The organism is Actinosynnema sp. NPDC053489, from assembly GCF_044544865.1.
GTDB lineage: Bacteria > Actinomycetota > Actinomycetes > Mycobacteriales > Pseudonocardiaceae > Actinosynnema.
Genome location: NZ_JBITXT010000007.1, coordinates 99557 through 118829, shown reverse-complemented (window position 1 = coordinate 118829; position 19273 = coordinate 99557). Strand labels below are relative to the sequence as shown.

At 73.5% G+C, this 19273-nt stretch carries 20 protein-coding genes; 12 read left to right on the top strand and 8 right to left on the bottom strand.

What is annotated here, in order from left to right:
• The first annotated feature begins 98 nt into the window (after positions 1 to 98).
• Positions 99 to 299, top strand: a complete 201-nt coding sequence (locus ACIGNX_RS17815) for an antitoxin (RefSeq protein WP_396541274.1) — start codon at positions 99 to 101, stop codon at positions 297 to 299.
• A gap of 191 nt (positions 300 to 490) precedes the next feature.
• On the opposite strand, the gene ACIGNX_RS17810 is transcribed toward ACIGNX_RS17815, so the two are convergent.
• Positions 491 to 877: an ATP-binding protein gene (locus tag ACIGNX_RS17810; RefSeq protein WP_396541272.1), complete on the bottom strand. Its 387-nt coding sequence runs from the start codon at positions 875 to 877 to the stop codon at positions 491 to 493.
• 169 nt (positions 878 to 1046) lie between these two features.
• Here ACIGNX_RS17810 and ACIGNX_RS17805 point away from each other — a divergent pair, with 169 nt between their 5' ends.
• Positions 1047 to 1370: an STAS domain-containing protein gene (locus tag ACIGNX_RS17805; RefSeq protein WP_396541270.1), complete on the top strand. Its 324-nt coding sequence runs from the start codon at positions 1047 to 1049 to the stop codon at positions 1368 to 1370.
• 67 nt (positions 1371 to 1437) lie between these two features.
• On the opposite strand, the gene ACIGNX_RS17800 is transcribed toward ACIGNX_RS17805, so the two are convergent.
• Positions 1438 to 5880, bottom strand: coding sequence for a HAMP domain-containing protein (locus ACIGNX_RS17800; protein WP_396541268.1), 4443 nt, complete (start codon positions 5878 to 5880; stop codon positions 1438 to 1440).
• A gap of 95 nt (positions 5881 to 5975) precedes the next feature.
• Between ACIGNX_RS17800 and ACIGNX_RS17795 the strand changes: the two genes are divergently transcribed.
• The 8 genes from ACIGNX_RS17795 to pcaC all read left to right on the top strand — a co-directional run bounded on the left by ACIGNX_RS17795 (position 5976) and on the right by pcaC (position 12921).
• Entirely contained in the window at positions 5976 to 7376 is a 1401-nt protein-coding gene (locus ACIGNX_RS17795) for a PP2C family protein-serine/threonine phosphatase (RefSeq protein WP_396541266.1), read from the top strand.
• 190 nt (positions 7377 to 7566) lie between these two features.
• Positions 7567 to 8364: a CoA transferase subunit A gene (locus ACIGNX_RS17790; RefSeq protein ID WP_396541264.1), complete on the top strand. Its 798-nt coding sequence runs from the start codon at positions 7567 to 7569 to the stop codon at positions 8362 to 8364.
• A gap of 23 nt (positions 8365 to 8387) precedes the next feature.
• Positions 8388 to 9107, top strand: coding sequence for a CoA-transferase subunit beta (locus tag ACIGNX_RS17785; protein ID WP_396541922.1), 720 nt, complete (start codon positions 8388 to 8390; stop codon positions 9105 to 9107).
• A gap of 49 nt (positions 9108 to 9156) precedes the next feature.
• The gene (pcaH, locus tag ACIGNX_RS17780; protein ID WP_396541262.1) at positions 9157 to 9864 is read left to right on the top strand and encodes a protocatechuate 3,4-dioxygenase subunit beta; all 708 of its coding nucleotides are present in this window, start codon (positions 9157 to 9159) and stop codon (positions 9862 to 9864) included.
• Positions 9857 to 10438 carry a protocatechuate 3,4-dioxygenase subunit alpha gene (gene pcaG / locus ACIGNX_RS17775; protein ID WP_396541260.1) on the top strand — a complete coding sequence of 194 codons (582 nt, stop codon included), beginning with the start codon at positions 9857 to 9859 and terminating at the stop codon, positions 10436 to 10438. Before pcaH ends, pcaG begins: the two co-directional genes overlap by 8 nt.
• Positions 10413 to 11816, top strand: coding sequence for a 3-carboxy-cis,cis-muconate cycloisomerase (gene pcaB, locus ACIGNX_RS17770; protein WP_396541258.1), 1404 nt, complete (start codon positions 10413 to 10415; stop codon positions 11814 to 11816). The genes pcaG and pcaB overlap by 26 nt, the downstream gene beginning before the upstream one ends.
• Positions 11816 to 12562, top strand: coding sequence for a 3-oxoadipate enol-lactonase (gene pcaD / locus ACIGNX_RS17765; protein WP_396541256.1), 747 nt, complete (start codon positions 11816 to 11818; stop codon positions 12560 to 12562). Before pcaB ends, pcaD begins: the two co-directional genes overlap by 1 nt.
• On the top strand, positions 12559 to 12921 hold the full coding sequence (gene pcaC / locus ACIGNX_RS17760; protein ID WP_396541254.1) for a 4-carboxymuconolactone decarboxylase: 363 nt from the start codon (positions 12559 to 12561) through the stop codon (positions 12919 to 12921). The genes pcaD and pcaC overlap by 4 nt, the downstream gene beginning before the upstream one ends.
• 78 nt (positions 12922 to 12999) lie before the next feature.
• On the opposite strand, the gene ACIGNX_RS17755 is transcribed toward pcaC, so the two are convergent.
• From ACIGNX_RS17755 to ACIGNX_RS17730, 6 genes are all read right to left on the bottom strand, one after another.
• The gene (locus tag ACIGNX_RS17755; protein ID WP_396541252.1) at positions 13000 to 13698 is read right to left on the bottom strand and encodes a DUF3618 domain-containing protein; all 699 of its coding nucleotides are present in this window, start codon (positions 13696 to 13698) and stop codon (positions 13000 to 13002) included.
• Positions 13674 to 14285, bottom strand: a complete 612-nt coding sequence (locus ACIGNX_RS17750; RefSeq protein ID WP_396541250.1) for a phage holin family protein — start codon at positions 14283 to 14285, stop codon at positions 13674 to 13676. Before ACIGNX_RS17750 ends, ACIGNX_RS17755 begins: the two co-directional genes overlap by 25 nt.
• Entirely contained in the window at positions 14272 to 15039 is a 768-nt protein-coding gene (locus tag ACIGNX_RS17745) for a hypothetical protein (RefSeq protein ID WP_396541248.1), read from the bottom strand. Before ACIGNX_RS17745 ends, ACIGNX_RS17750 begins: the two co-directional genes overlap by 14 nt.
• A gap of 203 nt (positions 15040 to 15242) precedes the next feature.
• The gene (locus tag ACIGNX_RS17740; protein WP_396541246.1) at positions 15243 to 15638 is read right to left on the bottom strand and encodes an SSI family serine proteinase inhibitor; all 396 of its coding nucleotides are present in this window, start codon (positions 15636 to 15638) and stop codon (positions 15243 to 15245) included.
• Positions 15639 to 15741: 103 nt separating this feature from the next.
• Positions 15742 to 16491: an SDR family NAD(P)-dependent oxidoreductase gene (locus tag ACIGNX_RS17735; protein ID WP_396541244.1), complete on the bottom strand. Its 750-nt coding sequence runs from the start codon at positions 16489 to 16491 to the stop codon at positions 15742 to 15744.
• 51 nt (positions 16492 to 16542) lie between these two features.
• Positions 16543 to 17082 (bottom strand): MOSC domain-containing protein, encoded by a 540-nt coding sequence (locus ACIGNX_RS17730; protein WP_396541242.1) that lies wholly within the window; start codon positions 17080 to 17082, stop codon positions 16543 to 16545.
• A 258-nt stretch (positions 17083 to 17340) separates the two neighbouring features.
• Here ACIGNX_RS17730 and ACIGNX_RS17725 point away from each other — a divergent pair, with 258 nt between their 5' ends.
• Complete coding sequence (locus tag ACIGNX_RS17725) at positions 17341 to 18327, top strand: LacI family DNA-binding transcriptional regulator (RefSeq protein WP_396541240.1); 987 nt, start codon at positions 17341 to 17343, stop codon at positions 18325 to 18327.
• A gap of 188 nt (positions 18328 to 18515) precedes the next feature.
• Positions 18516 to 19259, top strand: a complete 744-nt coding sequence (locus tag ACIGNX_RS17720) for a PucR family transcriptional regulator (protein ID WP_396541238.1) — start codon at positions 18516 to 18518, stop codon at positions 19257 to 19259.
• Positions 19260 to 19273 lie beyond the last annotated feature (14 nt).

The window sequence follows — 19273 nt, the reverse complement described above, 5'->3', positions numbered from 1 at the left end:
GGTGACTTGCCGGTGCCGGCGCATCAACCTCGCCGGGGCGCGGGTAGCCCAGGACGCGGAGTGTCCACGAGGGACACCCGGAGGAGGTTCGAGCGCACATGGGCATTGGCGACAAGTTCGACGAGCTGAAGGACAAGGCCAAGGACGCTCTCGGCCAGCACGGCGACAAGGCCGACCAGGGCATCGACAAGGCCGGCCAGTTCGTCGACGAGCGGACCGGTGGACAGCACTCCGAGCACATCCGGACCGGGACGGACAAGGCCAAGGAGGGCCTGGACCGCTTCCGCGAGCAGCAGTAGCACCGACCACGGCGAGGCCGCCCCCGACCACCGGTCCGGGGGCGGCCCGTCACGCGTCTTAACAGGCGGTGCGCCGCCGGCGCCGTCTGCGCTGTCGGCGGGAGGGCTCCGGTCGGGGTCCCGGCCCGAGGGCGCGACCGGGCCCAGGGCGTCAAGCCCCCGGGTGTCCGAGCCCCTAGATGTCCAAGCCCCTAGATGTCCAGCTCCGCCCACACGACCTTGCCGTCGGCGGTCGGTTCGGTGCCCCAGGCGCGGCTCAGGGCGGCCACGATGATCAGGCCCCGGCCGCGCGCCGAGTCGACGCGCACCGGCCTCGGCTCCGGTCGTGCCGGTGACTGGTCGGCCACCTCGATCCGCAGGCCCGACTCGGTCCGCGCGAGCGTCAGCCCGATCGGCCCGGTGGCGTGGTCCACGGCGTTGGACACCAGCTCGGTCACCACGAGGGCGGCGTCGTCGGCGACGTCGGCCGACAGCCCCCACGCCGTCGCCACGTCGCTCAACGCCTGTCGCGCCTGCGCCGATGAGCCCGCTGACGCGGGCAGCGTCACGGCCACCGGCGCTGCTGGCTCGTTGCGCACATCCGCTCCCCGTTGATCGGCCGTCACCGCATCGTCGCACATCCTCCGGTCGGGCCACCGGGCGGTCGCGCCCACCGGTGCCCCGGCGTCGTCCGGCGGCACCCGGGTGACCCGTGCGCCGGACCGGGGTGTCGGCATCCGGCGGGTCCGGTGACTAGGCTCGGGCACCATGGAGTTGCAGGTGCGCAGTGAGCTGCGGGGCGGCTGGACGGTCGTCGCGGTGTCGGGCGAACTGGACGCCGACACCGTTCCCGTGCTGTCCGACCGCCTCGAGGAGAGCCCGGGAGCGCACGTCGTGGTGGACCTGAGCGGCGTGCCGTTCATGGACACCACCGGCCTGTCGCTGATGCTCGACTGGCACCGGAGGCTGGACGGCGAGGGCGGGCAGTTCCGGATGGCGTCGATGCAGCCCGCCGTGCACAAGCTGTTCCGGCTGACGGAGCTGACCGAGGTCATGCACATCCACGACACCGTGGAGTCCGCCACGACGTGACCCCGCCCGGGTCCCCCCTCGCGAACGGGTGATCTTTCGCGCGGGGAGGACCACTGGCAGTAGAACGTCAGTCCTGCTCGACCCCCAGGTAGAACGCGATCAGCCGCAGCAGGTGCTCGGTGTCCACGGGCTTGGTCACGTAATCGGTCGCGCCCGAGGCGAGCGACTTCTCCCGGTCGCCCTTCATCGCCTTCGCCGTCACCGCGATCACCGGCAGGTCGGCGTAGCGCGACATGGCCCGGATCGCGGCGATCGTCGCGTTGCCGTCCAGCTCCGGCATCATGATGTCCATCAGCACCAGCGTCACGTCGTCGTACTGCTCCAGCGCCCGCACGCCGGTGATGCCGTTGTCGGCGTAGATCACCTGCAACCCGTGCAGCTCCAGCACGCTGGTCAACGCGAACACGTTGCGCAGGTCGTCGTCGACGATCAGCACCTTCTCGCCGTGGAAGCGCATCGGCGCGGGCGGCAGCGCCGCGGGGGCCGGGAGGGGGTGGGGCGCGACGTCGGCGGGCGTGAGCAGCTCCGGCACGGCCTCCGGCTCGACCGACACCGGCGGCACGAAGCCCTGCTGCCCCAGCGGCAGGTAGAGGGTGAACGTGGAGCCGACGCCCGGCTCCGACCGCACGTCCAGCCGGCCGTCCAGCAGCGTCGCCAGCTCCCGGCTGATCGACAGGCCGAGCCCGGTGCCGCCGTACTTGCGCGAGGTCGTGCCGTCCGCCTGCTGGAACGCCTCGAAGATCACCGACAGCTTGTCGGACGGGATGCCGATGCCGGTGTCCTGCACGTCGAACGCGACGGAGCCCTCGACCACCCGGATGCGCAGCTCGATCTCACCGTCGTGGGTGAACTTCACGGCGTTCGACAGGAGGTTGCGCAGGATCTGCTGCAACCGGTGCTCGTCGGTGTGCAGGGTCGACGGCACGTCCGGGTCCACCACCACCCCGAACGCCAGGCCCTTCTCCGCGGCCAGCGGCGTGGTCATCGCCTCGACGTACCCGACGACGTCCGACACCCGCACCGGGTCCGTCTGCACCTGCATGTGGCCCGCCTCGACCTTGGTCAGGTCCAGGATGTCGTCGATGAGCTGGAGCAGGTCGGTGCCCGAGGAGTGGATCGTCTTGGCGAACTCCACCTGCTTGGGGTTGAGGTTGCCGTCGAGGTTGTCCGCCAGCAGCTTCGCCAGGATCAGCAGGCTGTTCAACGGCGTGCGCAGCTCGTGCGACATGTTCGCCATGAACTCCGACTTGTACTTCGACGCCGACGACAGCTGGCGCGCCCGCGCCTCCAGCTCGACCGAACCGGCCCGCAGCTCCTCGGTCAGCCGCTGCGACTCCACCAGCAGGCTGTCGGTGCGGGCGTTGGCGAGCATGGTGTTCAGGTTGACGCCGATGTTCTCCTTCAACTGGTCCAGCAGGTCCAGGTGCACCTCGGTGAACTCGCCGAACGACCCCAGCTCGATCACGCCCAGCGTCTCGCCCTGGAACACGATCGGGATGATCACCAGGTTCGCGGGTGGCGCGGAGCCCAGCCCCGAGCCGATCTCGATGTAGCCCGGCGGCACGTCGGTGACCAGCACCGTCTTCTTCTCCACCGCGACCTGCCCGATCAGCGACTCGCCGCGCGGGAACCGGGTCGGCCGCCCGCCGCGCGGCGAGTAGCCGTAGGACGCGGTCAGCTCCAGCGCGCTCGACTCGGGGTCGGCCAGGAAGAACGCGCCGTGCTGCGCCGACACCAGCGGGGTCAGCTCGCTGATCACCAGCGACGCCATCGCGTTGAGGTCGCGGTGGCCCTGCATCTGGCCGGACAGCCGGGCCAGGTTGGTCTTCAACCAGTCCTGCTCCTGGTTCGCGCGGGTGGACGCGCGCAGGTTGCCGATCATCCGGTTGATGTTGTCCTTCAGCTCGGCGACCTCGCCGGACGCCTCGACGGTGATCTGCCGGGTCAGGTCGCCCGCCGTCACGGCCGTCGCCACCACGGCGATCGCGCGCACCTGCCGGGTCAGGTTCCCGGCCAGCTCGTTGACGTTCTCGGTGAGCCGCTTCCAGGTGCCCGAGACGCCCTCCACCTCGGCCTGGCCGCCGAGCTTGCCCTCGGTGCCGACCTCGCGGGCCACGCGCGTGACCTCCTGGGCGAACGAGGAGAGCTGGTCGACCATCGTGTTGATCGTCGTCTTCAGCTCCAGGATCTCGCCGCGGGCGTCGACGTCGATCTTCTTGGACAGGTCGCCGCGCGCCACCGCGGTCGTCACCTGGGCGATGTTGCGGACCTGCGAGGTCAGGTTGTTCGCCATGAAGTTGACGTTCTCGGTGAGGTCCTTCCACGTGCCCGCCACGTTCGGCACGCGCGCCTGGCCGCCCAGGATGCCCTCCGTGCCCACCTCGCGGGACACCCGCGTCACCTCGTCGGCGAACGCGCGCAGCGTGTCCACCATGCCGTTGATCGTGTCGGCGAGCGCCGCGACGTCGCCCTTGGCCTCGACGGTGATCTTCTTGGACAGGTCGCCGCCCGCGACCGCCGTCGCCACCGCGGCGATGGACCGCACCTGCGTGGACAGGTTGTCGGCCATGACGTTCACGTTGTCGGTGAGGTCCTTCCACGTCCCCGCGACGCCGGGCACCCGGGCCTGGCCGCCCAGTCGCCCGTCGGTGCCGACCTCGCGGGCGACGCGGGTGACCTCGTCGGCGAAGGAGGAGAGCTGGTCGACCATCGTGTTGATGGTCGACTTGAGCTCGAGGATCTCGCCGCGGGCGTCGACGGTGATCTTCTGGGACAGGTCGCCGCCCGCGACCGCCGTGGTGACCTGGGCGATCGACCGCACCTGCGCGGTGAGGTTGTTGGCCATGAAGTTCACCGAGTCGGTGAGGTCGCGCCAGGTGCCGGCGACGCCCGGGACCTGGGCCTGGCCGCCGAGCCGGCCGTCGGTGCCGACCTCGCGGGCGACGCGGGTGACCTCGTCGGCGAAGGAGGAGAGCTGGTCGACCATCGTGTTGATGGTGTCCTTCAGCTCCAGGATCTCGCCGCGCGCGTTCACCGTGATCTTCTGCGACAGGTCGCCCCGCGCCACCGCCGTCGCGACCTGGGCGATGTTGCGGACCTGGCTGGTGAGGTTGCCCGCCATGAAGTTCACCGAGTCGGTGAGGTCGCGCCAGGTGCCGGCGACGCCCGGGACCTGGGCCTGGCCGCCGAGCCGACCGTCGCTGCCGACCTCGCGGGCCACCCGGGTGACCTCGGCCGCGAACGACGACAACTGGTCCACCATCGTGTTGATCGTGGTCTTGAGCTGGAGGATCTCGCCGCGCGCGTCGACGTCGATCTTCTGGGACAGGTCGCCCTGCGCGACCGCCGTCGTGACCTGGGCGATGTTGCGGACCTGGCTGGTGAGGTTGCCCGCCATGAAGTTCACCGAGTCGGTGAGGTCGCGCCAGGTGCCGGCGACGCCCGGCACCTGCGCCTGGCCGCCCAGTCGCCCGTCGGTGCCGACCTCGCGGGCGACGCGGGTGACCTCGTCGGCGAAGGAGGAGAGCTGGTCGACCATCGTGTTGATGGTCGACTTGAGTTCGAGGATCTCGCCGCGGGCGTCGACGGTGATCTTCTGCGACAGGTCGCCCTGCGCCACGGCGGTCGCGACCTGGGCGATGTTGCGGACCTGCGAGGTCAGGTTGTTCGCCATGAAGTTCACGTTGTCGGTCAGGTCGCGCCAGGTGCCGCCGACGCCCGGCACCTGCGCCTGGCCGCCGAGCCGGCCGTCGGTGCCGACCTCGCGGGCGACGCGGGTGACCTCGTCGGCGAAGGAGGAGAGCTGGTCGACCATCGTGTTGACGGTGTCCTTCAGCTCCAGCATCTCGCCCGCCACCGTGACGGTGATCTTCTGGGTCAGGTCGCCCTGCGCCACCGCGGTCGCGACCTGGGCGATGTCGCGGACCTGCTTGGTCAGGTTGTCCGACATGAAGTTCACCGAGTCGGTCAGGTCCTTCCACGTGCCCGCCACGCCCGGCACGACCGCCGTGCCGCCCAGCCGGCCGTCCGTGCCGATCTCGCGCGCCACCCGGGTGACCTCGCCCGCGAACGTCCGCAGCGTCGCCGTCATCGAGTTGAAGCTCTCGACCAGCGCGGCGACCTCGCCGCGGGCGTCCACCACGATCTCCTGCGACAGGTCGCCCTCGGCGACCGCGGCGAGCACGCGGCTCAGCTCGGCGGTCGGCCGGGTCAGGTCCTCGACCAGCCCGTTCACCGCGTTCGCGGCGGTGGCCCAGCCGCCCGTGGCGGTGCTCGGCGCGAGCCGCTCGCCCAGCCTGCCCTCCTGGCCGACCGACTGGCGCACCCGCACCAGCTCGCCCACCAGCCACTGGTTGCGCTCCGCGATCTCGTTGAAGACCTCGGCCAGTTCCGCCACCGCCCCCTCGCGGGGCACGACGAGGCGACGGCGGAAGTTGCCGTCCTTCATCTCCCGCATCGCGGTCAGCAGTCGGGCCAGGGTCACGTCCGTGTCGTCCTGGGCGGTCGTCACACGAGCCTCCGATGTCAGCGGAACCGCCCCAAGCCTGCCACTGTCGGTGGCAACTTGTCCGATAGGTTGGGTCGACCCGACACACAGGAGCCGTGATGGCCCAGGGCTACCGGCAAGGCGCCGACACGGGCCTCGACCTCGACGCGTGGCGTCGCGTGGTCGAGGGCTTCCACGAGGCCGTCGTCGTGCTGGACCCGGAGGGCGTCGTCCGGGTGGTCAACCCGCTCGCGTCCGCGCTGTTCCCCCTGGCCAGGACGGGTTCCGCGCTGCCGGGCGGCGGCACGGGCCCCGGCAGGCGCGAGGACCTGGGCGGCGGCTGGGTGGCCTGGTACCGGGGCGTGGACGACTACCTGGACGAGGCGGCGCGACCCCTGGCGGCGCCCACCGATCGGGCGGGGGTGGTGCGGGCCGTGGTCGAGCTGGCCCCCGCCGAGCACACCGTCGTGGTGCTGCCCGGGGCCCGCGGCCGGCTGGAGTGGTGGCGGCGCACGCCCGGCGGTGACGTGGCGGTCGCCCGCACCACGCGCCAGGTCGCCGGCACCGCCACCGGGCTCACCGCCGTGCTGGAGCGCCGGGTGGGCCACGCCGAGCTGACCGAGCTGGGCGAGGGCCCGTGGGGCGCGTCCGGGGTCGGCGTGGCCGTGCCGCTGACCGACGGCGGCGCGCTGGTGTGCTTCGGCGGCACGTGGCCCGTCGAGCTGCTGAAGCGGTACGCCGCGCGGGCCGCGACGGCGGTCGAGGCGAGCGCCCGGTACGACGAGCAGCGGCAGACCGTGGAGGCGTTGCGCGCCACCCTGCTGCCCGCGCCCCTGCCCGAGGTGCCGGGCGCGCTCCTGGCGAGCGTCTACGAGCCGGCGCACCGGCGGGAGCTGGTCGGCGGCGACTTCTACGACGTGCACCCGCGCGAGGACGGCAGCGCGGCGTTCGTGCTCGGCGACGTGGCGGGCAACGGGCTGGAGGCGGCGGCGCACAGCGGCCGGGTGCGGCAGAGCCTGCACGCCCTGCTCGTCGTGGAGCAGCGGCCCGCGCCGCTGCTGCACCTGCTCAACGCGGCGCTGCGGGCCGCGGGCAGCCGGCTGTTCACCACGCTGGTCGTCGGCACGATGGTGCAGGTGCAGGCCGGTGGGCTGCGGCTGGCCATGGCGGCCGGCGGGCACCCCGCGCCGCTGGTGCTGCGTGCCGACGGGCACGTGGACGAGGTGGCGGTGCACGGCGGGATCGTGGGCGTGCTGCCCGAGGTGCGGTTCCAGCAGACGACCGTCACCCTCGCGCCGGGGGACACGCTGCTGCTCTACAGCGACGGGCTGACCGAGGCGCGCAAGCACGGCGACCGGCAGGAGCTGTTCGGCGACGTGCGGCTGAAGGCGGCGCTGGCGGACTGCGCCGGGCTGTCGGCCGACGCGGTGGCCGAGCATCTGCGGCGGGTCGTGTTCGACTGGCTCGGGCCGGCCGAGCACGACGACCTGACCCTGCTGGTGGTGCAGGCCGCGTCCTGACGGCGCTCCCCGGAGAGTGGGTGGGTCGGGTCCGTCCTCGCGGCCGTCGCGCGGGCGCACCGACGTCCACAGTGGACTCGACGGGTGGGGTTCCGGTGAGTGGAAGATCCCGTTGACCCCCGGCGAACGGGCTCACTAGCGTTCGCCGCACGAAGTCGCCGGTTCCGGCCGCGCACAACCGGAGGTCGGGTTGGCCGTCATCGCACCCCTCGCGGACGCCGTCGCGCACGTCGTGCGCGACGGGGACACCGTGGCCTTCGAGGGGTTCACGCACCTGATCCCGTTCGCCGCGGGGCACGAGGTGATCCGGCAGCGCAGGCGCGACCTGACCCTGGTCCGGATGACGCCCGACGTGCTCTACGACCAGCTCATCGGCGCGGGCTGCGCGCGCAAGCTGGTGTTCTCGTGGGGCGGCAACCCGGGTGTCGGCTCGCTGCACCGCTTCCGCGACGCCGTCGGCAACGGCTGGCCCCGGCCGCTGGAGCTGGAGGAGCACAGCCACGCGGGCATGGCCAACCGGTACGTCGCCGCCGCCTCCGGCCTGCCGTTCGCCGTGCTGCGCGGCTACACCGGCACCGACCTGCCCGCGCACACCGCCAACGTCTCGACCGTGACCTGCCCGTTCACCGGGGAGGTGCTGACCGCCGTGGCCGCGCTGCGGCTGGACGCGGCCGTCGTGCACGCCCAGCGCGCCGACCGGCACGGCAACGTGCAGCTGTGGGGCATCACCGGCGTGCAGAAGGAGGCGGTGCTGGCCGCGACCCGCTCGCTGGTCACCGTCGAGGAGGTCGTGGACGAGCTGGACCCGCGACCGGGCGCGGTGGTGCTGCCGTCCTGGGTGGTGGACTGCGTGGTCGAGGTCCCGGGCGGCGCGCACCCGTCCTACGCCCACGGCTACTCGGTGCGCGACAACGACTTCTACGTGGCGTGGGACGAGATCAGCCGCGACCGGGACCGGTTCGCGCGGTGGCTGGAGGGCGTGGCGTGAGCGGGCGGCACACCCCCGACGAGATGATGACCGTTGCGGCGGCCCGCGCGCTGCGCGACGGCGCGGTGTGCTTCGTCGGGATCGGGCTGCCCAGCACCGCGGCCAACCTCGCCCGCCGCACGCACGCGCCGGACCTGGTGCTGGTCTACGAGTCCGGCACCATCGGGGCGAAACCGGACCGGCTGCCGCTGTCGATCGGCGACGGTGTGCTGGCCGACACGGCGGTCAGCGTGGTCGGGGTGCCCGAGGTCTTCAACTACTGGCTGCAACCCGGCCGGATCGACGTCGGCTTCCTGGGCGCGGCCCAGCTCGACCGGTTCGGCAACCTCAACACCACGGTGATCGGCGACTACCGCGACCCGGACGTGCGGCTGCCGGGCGCGGGCGGCGCGCCGGAGATCGCCGCCTCGTGCCGCGAGGTCGTCGTGGTGGTGCGGCAGACCAGGCGGACGTTCGTGGAGCGGGTCGACTTCGTCACCTCGTTCGGCTTCGGGTCCGGCCCGGGGCAGCGGGAGGCGCTGGGCCTGACCGGCGCCGGCCCCGGCCTGGTGATCACGGACCTGGGCGTGCTGCGGCCCGACCCGCTGACCCGCGAACTGGTGCTGACCTCGGTGCACCCGGGCGTGGACCCGGAGACCGCGCGCGAGCGCACCGGCTGGGACCTCCGGGTCGCCGACGACCTGGGCCGGGGCGAGCCGCCGACGGACCGCGAACTCGCGGTGCTGCGCGAACTCACCCGCTGACCGAACCCCGCACGACGAACAGGCCCGGCACGACGAACAGGAGACCGCGGTGCGGACCTACCGCCCGGACACGCCGTCGCACCCGCCCGTGTCCTACCCCGAGTACCGGTCGAACGTGCTGCGGGCGCCGCACCGGCCGCTCGTGCTGCTGCCGCAGCGGCTCGGCGAGGTCACCGGGCCGCTGCTCGGCGAGGGGCGCGTCGGCCCCCGCGACAACGACCTCACCCTGGGCCACGCGGGCGAACCGCAGGGCCAGCGGATCATCGTCTCCGGCCGGGTGCTGGACGGCGACGGCCGGCCCGTCGCCGGCACCCTGCTGGAGGTGTGGCAGGCCAACGCGGCCGGCCGGTACCGGCACGACGCCGACCGCCACCCGGCGCCGCTCGACCCGAACTTCACCGGCGTCGGCCGCACGATCACCGACGCCGAGGGCCGCTACTCGTTCACCACGATCCACCCCGGCGCCTACCCGTGGCGCAACCACGACAACGCCTGGCGGCCCGCGCACGTCCACTTCTCGCTGTTCGGCACCGCGTTCACCCAGCGGCTGATCACCCAGATGTACTTCCCCGGCGACCCGCTGCTCGACCAGGACCCGATCTTCAACTCGGTCCGCGACCCCGGGGCCCGGGCGGCGATGGTGTCGCGGTTCGACCTCGGCACCACCGTGCCGGAGTGGGCGCTGGGCTACCGCTGGGACATCGTGCTGCGCGGGGCGAACCCGACACCGCTGGACGAGGAGGACGACGATGACTGAGCTCCGGACCACGCCGTCCCAGACCGTCGGCCCGTTCTTCTCGTTCGGCCTGGTGTGGCCCGACGGGCCGTTCGTGGTGCCCGAGGGCACGCCGGGTGCGTTCCGGATCGGCGGCGCGGTCTACGACGGCGCGGGCGTGCCGGTGCCGGACGCGCTGGTCGAGACGTGGCAGGCCGACCCGGCGGGCCGGTTCGACCACCCCGCCGACCCGCGCGGCGCGGTGCGGTGGCAGGGTTTCCGCGGCTTCGGCCGCAGCGCCACGGACCCGGAGGGGCGATACTCGCTGCTGACCGTGAAACCCGGCCGGCTGCCCGCCGGCGGGTCGGCCGGTCGGCAGGCGCCCCACCTCGACGTGTCGCTGTTCTGCCGGGGCATGCTGGTGCGGCTGGTCACCCGGATCTACTTTTCCGACGAGGAGGAGGCCAACACCGAGGACCCGGTGCTCGCCTCGATCGACCCGCCCCGGCGGGCCACGCTCATCGCGGCGCGCGAGCCCTCCGGAGGCGCCACCCCCGGTTACCGCTTCGACATCCACCTGCAAGGGGAGCATGAAACCGTCTTCTTCGACCTCTGAGCACGGCACCCGGACGGCCGCGCCGCGCGAGCAGGGCACGCGTTCGCTCTGGGGCACCCTGTTCACCGACCCGGACGTCGACGACGAGACCTGCGACCGGGCGTGGTTGCGGGCCATGCTCGACTTCGAGCGCGCGTTGGCCATCGTGCAGGCCAGGGCGGGCATCGTGTCCCAGGAGGCCGCCCGGATGGTGGTCACGGCCATCGACGTGGGCAACTACGACCCGGTGGCCATCGGCCAGTCCGCGCTCGCCTCGGGCACACCGGTCGTGCCGCTGGTCCGGGCGATCGGCGCGCACGTCACCGCCGAGGGCCGCGCGGCCGTGCACAACGGCGCGACGAGCCAGGACGTGCTGGACACCGCCCTGTCGCTGGTCGCCCACCGCGCCCTGCGGCCGGTCCTGGCGAACCTGCGGGGCGTGGCCGCCGAGTGCGAGCGGCTCGCCGAGCGCCACCGCGACACCCTCGTCGCCGGCCGCACGCTCAACCAGCACGCCCTGCCGACGACGTTCGGGCTCAAGTGCGCCGGCTGGCTCGTCGCGGTCGACGAGGCCGAGGACGCGCTGACCAGGGTGCGCGAACGCCGGCTGGCCGTGCAGTTCGGCGGCGCGGCGGGCACGCTGGCCGCGGTCCGGCCGGACGGCGACCCGACCGACGTCGACCTGACCGCGCAGCTGGCCGCCCAGCTCGGCCTGGCCGCGCCGCTCATCCCGTGGCACACCGACCGCACCAGGGTGGCGGAGCTGGCGGCCGCGCTGGGCGAGACCGCGGGGGTGCTGGCCAAGATCGCGCAGGACGTGGTGCTGCTCGCGCAGACCGAGGTCGCCGAGGTGGCCGAGGGCGAGGGCGGCACGTCGTCGGCGATGCCGCACAAGCAGAACCCCGTGCGGGCGGTGCTGGTGACGGCGTGCGCCCGCCGCGTGCCGGGGCTCGTGGCCACGGTGCTGGCGGCGATGGCGCAGGAGCACGAACGCGCGGCCGGCGCGTGGCACAGCGAGTGGCAGACCGTCACCGAGCTGCTCCGGCTGGTCGGCGGGGCCGCGCTGGGCACCCGTGAGCTGCTGTCGCGGCTGCGGGTCGACCCGGGGCGGATGCGCCGCAACCTCGACCTGACCGGCGGGCTGCTGATGGCGGAGAACGTCGCGGTGCGGCTGGCGGCCCGCATCGGCCGGTCCGAGGCGCAGGACCTGGTCGCCGAGGTGTGCCGGACCGCGGTGGCGGCCGGGCAGTCGCTGCGCGAGGCGCTGCTGGCCGACCTGCGGATCGGCCTGTCCGAGAAGGAGGTGGACGACGCCCTCGACCCGGCCGGGTACACCGGCCGCGCGGGCGAGTTCACCGACCGCGCCCTCGCGGCGCACCGGGGGAGGACCCGACCGTGATGCCGCATTACGAGTTGAGCGGGCCGCCGGACGCGCCGGTCGTCGTCCTGGGCAACTCGCTCGGCACCACGACCCGGCTGTGGGACCGGCAGCTCCCGCTGCTGCACCGGCGGTTCCGGGTGCTGCGCTACGACCACCGCGGTCACGGCGGCAGCGCCGCGCCGCCCGGCCCGTACCGGGTCGACGACCTCGCCGACGACGTGCTGGAGCTGCTGGACACCCTCGGGCTGGCCCGCGTGTCCTACTGCGGCGTGTCGATGGGCGGCATGGTCGGCATGTGGTTGGCCGGGCACGCGCCGGAGCGCATCGAGCGGCTGGTGCTGTGCTGCACGGCGGCCGGGTTCCCGTCGGCGCGGCCGTGGCTGGAGCGGGCCGCGGCCGTGCGCGGGTCGGGCACCGGCTCGGTCGCGCCCTCCGTGGTCGGCCGGTGGTTCACCCCGGCGTTCCGGGAGCGCTCGCCGGAGGTGGTGGCCGCGTTCGAGGCGGAACTGTCCGAAGTGGACGACGAGGGGTACGCGGGGTGCTGCGAGGCGCTGGCGGCCGCGGACCTGAGGTCCGTGCTGCCGGCGATCGAGGCGCCGACGGCGGTCGTCGCGGGCGTGGCCGACTCCGCGACGCCGCCGGAGTGCGGCCGGTTCGTCGCGGAGTCGGTGCCGGGCGCGTCGTTCCACCTCGTGCCGGGCGCGCACCTGGCGAACGTCGAGGCGGCCGACGCGGTGTCGGCGATCCTGGAGCGGCACCTGTGAGCCACGAGGACGGCCTGCGCGTGCGGCGGGAGGTGCTGGGCGACGAGCACGTCGACCGGGCGATCGCGGGCACCGACGCGTTCACCGCGGACTTCCAGGACTTCATCACCCGGTACGCGTGGGGCGAGGTGTGGACCAGGCCGGGGCTGGACCGCCGGACCCGGTCGTGCGTGACGGTGGCGATGCTGGCCGCGCTGGGGCACGAGCGCGAGCTGGCGCTGCACGTGCGGGCGGCGCTGCGCAACGGCGTGACGGTCGAGGAGGTCAAGGAAGTGCTGCTGCAGGTGGGCGTCTACGCGGGCGTCCCGGCCGCGAACCGCGCGTTCGCCGTGGCGCGGGCGGTGCTGGCGGAGGGCTGACCCGACGCGCGAGCAGCGCCGGACCCCGGTCGGGTCGGCGCTGCTCGCGCGACGGGTCGTCGGCCGCGGGTGGACCCGCTACTGGCCGCGCGCCTCGGACTTGATCTGCTGACCGGACTCGCGGGCGTGCTGGCCGACCTCCTGGGCCGAGCCCTTCGCCTGCTCCACGGTCGTCTGCGTGGCGTCCTGGGCCACCTGCTTGACCTGGTCCGCCGCCTCGCCGACCACGGTGCTCGCGTCGTCCTTGAGCTTCTGCGCGGACTCGGCGAGGGCTTCCTTCACCGGCTCGATGGCGCCGCTCGCGCGCTCACCGAGCTGCCGCACGGCGTCCTGCTCGGCCCGCGTGGTCGGGATCAGCGTGGCGACCAGCGCGCCGGCGCCGAACGCGATCAGCCCCGCCGCCAGCGGGTTGCCGCGCGCCTGCTGCCGTGCCTGGTAGGGGGCCTGCTGGACGGCGTGGGCCGCCTCCTGCGCCTTCTCGCCGACCGCCGACGCGGCCTGCTGCGCCTTGTCGCCGACGGTCGACGCGGCGTCCTGCGCCCGCTCGCCCACCGCCGAGGCCATGCCCGCCGTGCGGTCCTGCACCGTCGTGGCGGCGTCCGGAACCGTGCCCATCACTCGCTCCTTCAACGTGCTCATCCGGTGCCGGACGCGGTCCACCCGGCGCTGCGCGATGTTGCGCGGCCTGGTGTGGTCGACGATCCGGTTGGCGTCCGCCACCAACTCCGCGCGGGTGCGGTCGATGTCGTTCCTTATTTGGTCGGGTGACGGGCCCATTCCGCGTCCTCCTTGAGGGTTTCGATGGTGCGCTCCGGCTTGGGGTTCACCCGGCGCAGCCGGGAGCGGCCCGCCGAGAACAGGGCGAAGCCCGCGATGCCCCACAGCACGGCCACGACGAGCGTCGCCCAGCCCAGGCCCATGAACGTGGCCAGGCCGAACGCCAGCGCCAGGCTCAGCAGCACCGCGGTCATGTAGCCGGCGAACCCGGCCGCGCCGAGCATCCCGGCCGCCTTGCCCGCCTTGGTGGCCTCCTGCCGGATCTCCGCCTTGGCCAGCTCCAGCTCCTGGCGCATCAGCCGCGAGAGGTCGGCGGTCAGGTCGCCGATGAGCTGACCGAGCGTGGTCTCCTCGTCGACGGGCGACGCGCCGCTCGGCATCGCACCGTGCGGCACCGCGCCTGAGGGCGGGAGGGGCGCGGACGGCGGCACGGCGGCGTTCGGCACGCCGCCCGGTGTCGCCGAGGGGACCGGACCGGGCGGGATCGCACCGGGGGCGACCGCACCGGGCTGACCCGGGCCGGTGGGTGGGACGCGGCTCTCGGGCACCCGGCCGCCGCCCGTCATCCAGGTCTCAGCGCTGGACATACGACGACCCTTCCGGCTGGTAGGGCGCGCGCGGGGTCGGCGTCGGCTGGTCCGACGGGATCTGCGACGCCGGCGTGCCGTACTCCGGCGGGACCGGGGACGGCGACGACGGCGTCGAGGTCGGCGCGGCGGTCGTCGGCGCGGCGGTCGACGCGCCCGGGTACGACGCGCCCGAGTACGGCGCGTCCGGGTACGGGGCGGCGTGCGCGGGGACCGGCGTGGTCGGCAGCTGGTCGGTGTAGCCGTGCTGCGGCTGCGGACCGCTCGACTGCGGCTGCTCGCCCGCGTTCATGCTCTTCACCGCGCGGGTGAGCAGGAAACCGGCCACCGCCGCGCCGATCAGGAACGTGCCCGGCTTGCGCCGCGCGAAGTCCTGCGCCGAGTCCAGCAGCCCGCGCGCGCCCCGGTCGTCGAGGTAGCGCGCCGCCTTGCGGCCCGCGTCGGACACCTGGCGCAACGTGCCTGCGGTCAGCGAGTCCGGGCCGGAGTTCTCGGCCATCGACCCCAGCTCGTCGGCGATCCGGTCGATCTGCCGCGACACCCGCCGCGCCTGCTCCTCGGCCTCGCCGGCGACGCGTTCGCGCATGTCGTGCACCACGTGCTTGGCCTGGCCCTTCGCCTCGTGGGCCACCTGTCCGACCTGCTCGCGTGCGGTCGAGCCCACCTCTCCGGCGGCCTGCCTGGCGTGCTGCGCCACGGCGGTGCCCTCCTGTCCGGCGGTCTCGCGGACCGCGCCCACCTGGTTCTCGTCCACGATCGACTCCTCTAGGTCGGGGTGTTCTCGCCTACCGACCTACCCCCGCTGCGCCGGCCTAACCACTTTCGCGACAACAACCGCCACGAGCGCACAGCCTGTGCCCGACCGGTAACGCACAATAGTGATGAAATGCGCGGCGACCCCGCGACCGGGGTCCGGTCGCGGGGTCGGCGTCGATTGTGCGGTGGGTCGGCGTGCGATCAGAACGAGAAGACCGTGCCGGTCTCCTGCTCCATCACGCACCGGTTCGGGAATTCGTGGACGTAACGCACGGGCTCACCGCGCCAGGAACCGAACGCGATCGCGGTCACGGGCTGGTAGTCGAACGTGCACAGCTGCGGATCGGTGCCGGGCAGCCGGGTGAAGTCGCCGCCCGCGGCCGCGATCTCGCCGCACGCGGCCTGCGCCGCCCGGTGCTCGCCGGCCGCCGGGTCGCAGGTCAGGCGGGTCGACTGGACCCCGGTCTCCTCCTGGTGGACGGCCAGCACGAGGTCCGTCTCCGGCGGCGCGGCGGACGCCGTCCCGGTGGCCAGGAACGGGGCGGCCAGCAGGCCGGATGCGAACAGGGACGCCATGAGGGTTCGTGTCGGTCGCATGTCGAAAGGGTGACCGGATCACGTGAACGCTATTCGACGGAATTCGCATCTCACCGAGATGTCGCAATCGGTCGGCTCACGTTTCCAATTCACCGGGAATGGCTCACCAGGTGGGTCGGGCGGAGATCCCACCGTCCACGACCAGGTTATTCCCGGTGACCCACGACGCCATCGGCGAGGCGAGGAAAACGCAGGCGTCACCAACGTCCTCGGGGCGGCCGAGCCGGCCGAGCGGCGCCGAGCGGGTCCACCGGTCGACCCCCTCGGGCCAGTCGTCGGCCAGCCCGGGGCGGTCGACCAGGCCGGGGGAGACGGTGTTGACGCGGATGCCGCGCGGCCCGTACTCCAGGGCGGCCGAACGCGCGTGCATGATGAGGGCGGCCTTGGACGCGCTGTAGTGGGCGTGCCCGGCGGCGGGGTGCGTGCCCTCGATCGAGGCGATGTGGGTGACCGACCCGCCCGCCGGCAGCACCGCGGCGGCGGCCTGGGTGCAGCAGAACGCGCTCGTGAGGTTCAGGTCCACCACGGCGCGCCACCGGGCGGCCGTGAGGCTCGCGAGGTCCTGGACGGGCTGCACCCCCGCGTTGTTGACCACGGCGTCCAGTCGTCCGCCCCACTCGGCCGCCTCGTGGACCAGCCGGTGGCACTCGTCCTCTTCGGACAGGTCGGCGCGGAGGCCGACGGCCCGCCCGCCGGCGGCGGTGATCCGGGAGACGAGCGCGGTCACGTCACCTCGTCGGGTGTGCGCCACGACGGCGGCCCCGGCCCGCGCGAAGCAGAGCGCGATGCCGTGCCCGAGGAGCCCGGACGCGCCGGTGACGAGGGCGACCTTGCCGGTGAGGAGTCCAGCCACGGTGGTCGACGGTAGCGGCTCGGGTCCGGGGCGCACCCCGCCGCTCGTCCGCTAGACCGGGGCGAGGGGGGTGTGCGGCTCGGCGGGCAGCTCGACGCGGATCTCGTCGCCCGGGCGGACTTCGCCGCCCACCAGGACGACCGACATGACGCCCGCCCGGCGGACGACGTTGCCGTGCTCGTCACGGCCCACGACTTCCTCGAGCAGGCCCGCTTCGAACGCCTCGATCTGCGGGCACGGGTTGCGCAGCCCGGTCACCTCGACCACGGCGTCCGGGCCCAGGCGCAGGCGGGTGCCGGTCGGCAGGGCGAGCAGGTCGACGCCGCGGGTGGTGACGTTCTCGCCGAGTCGCCCGGCGGCGACGTGGAAGCCGGAGGCGTTCAGCTCGTCGTGCAGCTCGGCGTGCATCAGGTGGACCTGGCGCAGGTTCGGCCGGGTCGGGTCGCGCTTCACGCGTGAGCGGTGCTTCACGGTGACGCCCTGGTGGGCGTCGCCCTCGACGCCGAGTCCGGCGAGGAGGGTGATCGAGTCGTGGTTCGGCTTGGTGAAGGTGTGGTCCGCGCTGCGGCTCACGGCCTCGATCGTCCCCATGGGACCGACCCTACCGAAGCGGGGGTTCGGCGGGACGTGGCGATGTTCCGGGCGGAGCCGTCACCCGCCGGTCCCCGGTGGGCCCGCGACGACGGGCACGCCCGGACGGGTGCGCCCGGGTGGTTCGGGGTGGTCTGTCCTGGTCGGCGCTGGGCCGTCGACCCTTGACGGTGCGTGCGCGTAGCGGTTGACTGCGTGTCCGTAACCGGTTTCGGTACCGGTTTCGGGGTCCCCGCCACCGTTGTCGAGGAGTTCGCCGTGCGAGTCACGATCGCTGAAGTCGCCCAACGCGCCCAGGTGAGCAAGGCGACCGTGTCCCGGGTCCTCAACGGCAAACCGGACGTGGACGCGGCGACGGCGGCGCGGGTGCGGCAGGTCATCGCGGACGTCGGGTACGTGCCCAGTGCCCGGGCGGTCGGGCTGGCCCGAGGGCGGGCGCGGACCGTGGGGATGCTGGTGCCCTCGTTGACCTGGCCGTGGACCGGGGAGGTCGTGCAGGGCGCGGTGGACGAGCTGGAGGCCGAGGGGTACGGGCTGCTGCTCTACACGGTGAACCGGGGGTCCGAGTCGTTGGCCCAGTTCGCCAGCCACGTGTCCGCGAAGGCGTTCGACGGCCTGCTGGTGATCGAGCCGCCCGACACCCTGAGCTACATCGAGACCCTGCACGACCAGGGCCTGCCCGTGGTCATGATCGACGACCGGGGCAGCCGGCCCGGGTTCCCCTCGGTCTGCACGACGAACCGCGAGGGCGCGCAGGCCGCGGCGCAGCACCTGGTGGCGGCCGGGCGCGAGAACTTCGCCGTGGTGACCGGGCCCGGGAACTTCGGGTGCGTCCGCGAGCGGCTCGACGGGTTCCTCGACGCGCTCGGCGAGGCGGGGGTGCACGTCGACCCGAGGTTGGTGGTGGAGGGCGACTTCGGCACGGACCGGGGCGCGGTGGCCACCGAGAAGCTGCTGGCCACCGGGTTGCGCTTCGACGCGGTGTTCGCGCAGAACGACCTGTCCGCGCTGGGCGTGATGCGCGCCTTGGCCGCGGCCGGGCGGAGGGTGCCCGACGACGTGGCGGTGGTCGGGTTCGACGACATACCCATCGCGGCGCACGCGGAGTTGACGACGGTGCGCCAGCCGATGCGGGAGATGGGCGAGGCCGCCGCGCGGCTGCTGCTGTCGCGGCTGGAGGGCGCCGCGCCGAGTCGGGAACCGGTCGTCCTGCCCACAACCTTCGTCGCCCGCCGTTCGGGCTGATCGCTCACCCGATATCAGGAACGCCGGCGGCCTGCCTTAGCCCGGATGTCGGCCCACCGCGACTCCCTATTGGTCCATCTGGACGGGTGCACGCTCATGTGGCGGTTGGTTGACTCGAAGCCGTGTACCGGGCTCGTCACCGACCGTGACGAGTTGTGCATCGTCGCAGAACCCTGGGGGAAGTGTTCATGGCAGCGCAACCGGAGTTATCGCAGCATGCCCGGCGGATCCCGACCCAACCCGACCACCGGGGGCACGCGCGCCCGGACGCGGCCGTGCCGGTCGACGGCGAGGGGACCGAGCCGTCCCACCTCGCGGCCGTCACGGTCGACTTCACCACGTGCGCGGACGGGCCGGACCGGCGCCGGCAGGTGTGCGCGCACGTCCTCGACCGCTGCACGGGTCACGTGGTGGCGCCGGGCCGGGTGACCGCGCTGGTCTCCGGCACGTCCACGCGCACCGTGCGGGCGGAGCAGGAACGGCTGGTGCGCAGGCTGGAGAAGCTGTTCGCCAACCTGCCGATCGGCGTGTCCCGGGTCGGCCGGGGCGCCGAGCGGGACGAGCTGGTGGCCGAGGCGTGCCGGGCGGCCACGTACGCGAGCCTGGCGCTGGCGGACAGCCCGACGAGCGTGGACGCGCACCCGCTGGAGGAGGCGATGCTGGCCAACGGCGAGCTGACGTCCACCATGACGGCGCTGCTGGACCCGTTGGCCGACCACGAGGAGTTCATCCACACGCTGTACCTGTACCTGGCGTTCGACCGCGACCGGCAGCGGGTGGCGCGGCACCTGACCGTCCACCCGCGCACGGTGGACTACCGGCTGCGCCGCATCGCCGCGCTGACCGGCCTGCACCCGCAGACGGTGTCCGGCGCGGGCAAGCTGCTCGCCGCCCTGATCGGCCGCACGCACCACGGCGCCGCGCCGCGCTGACCGCAGCGAAAACC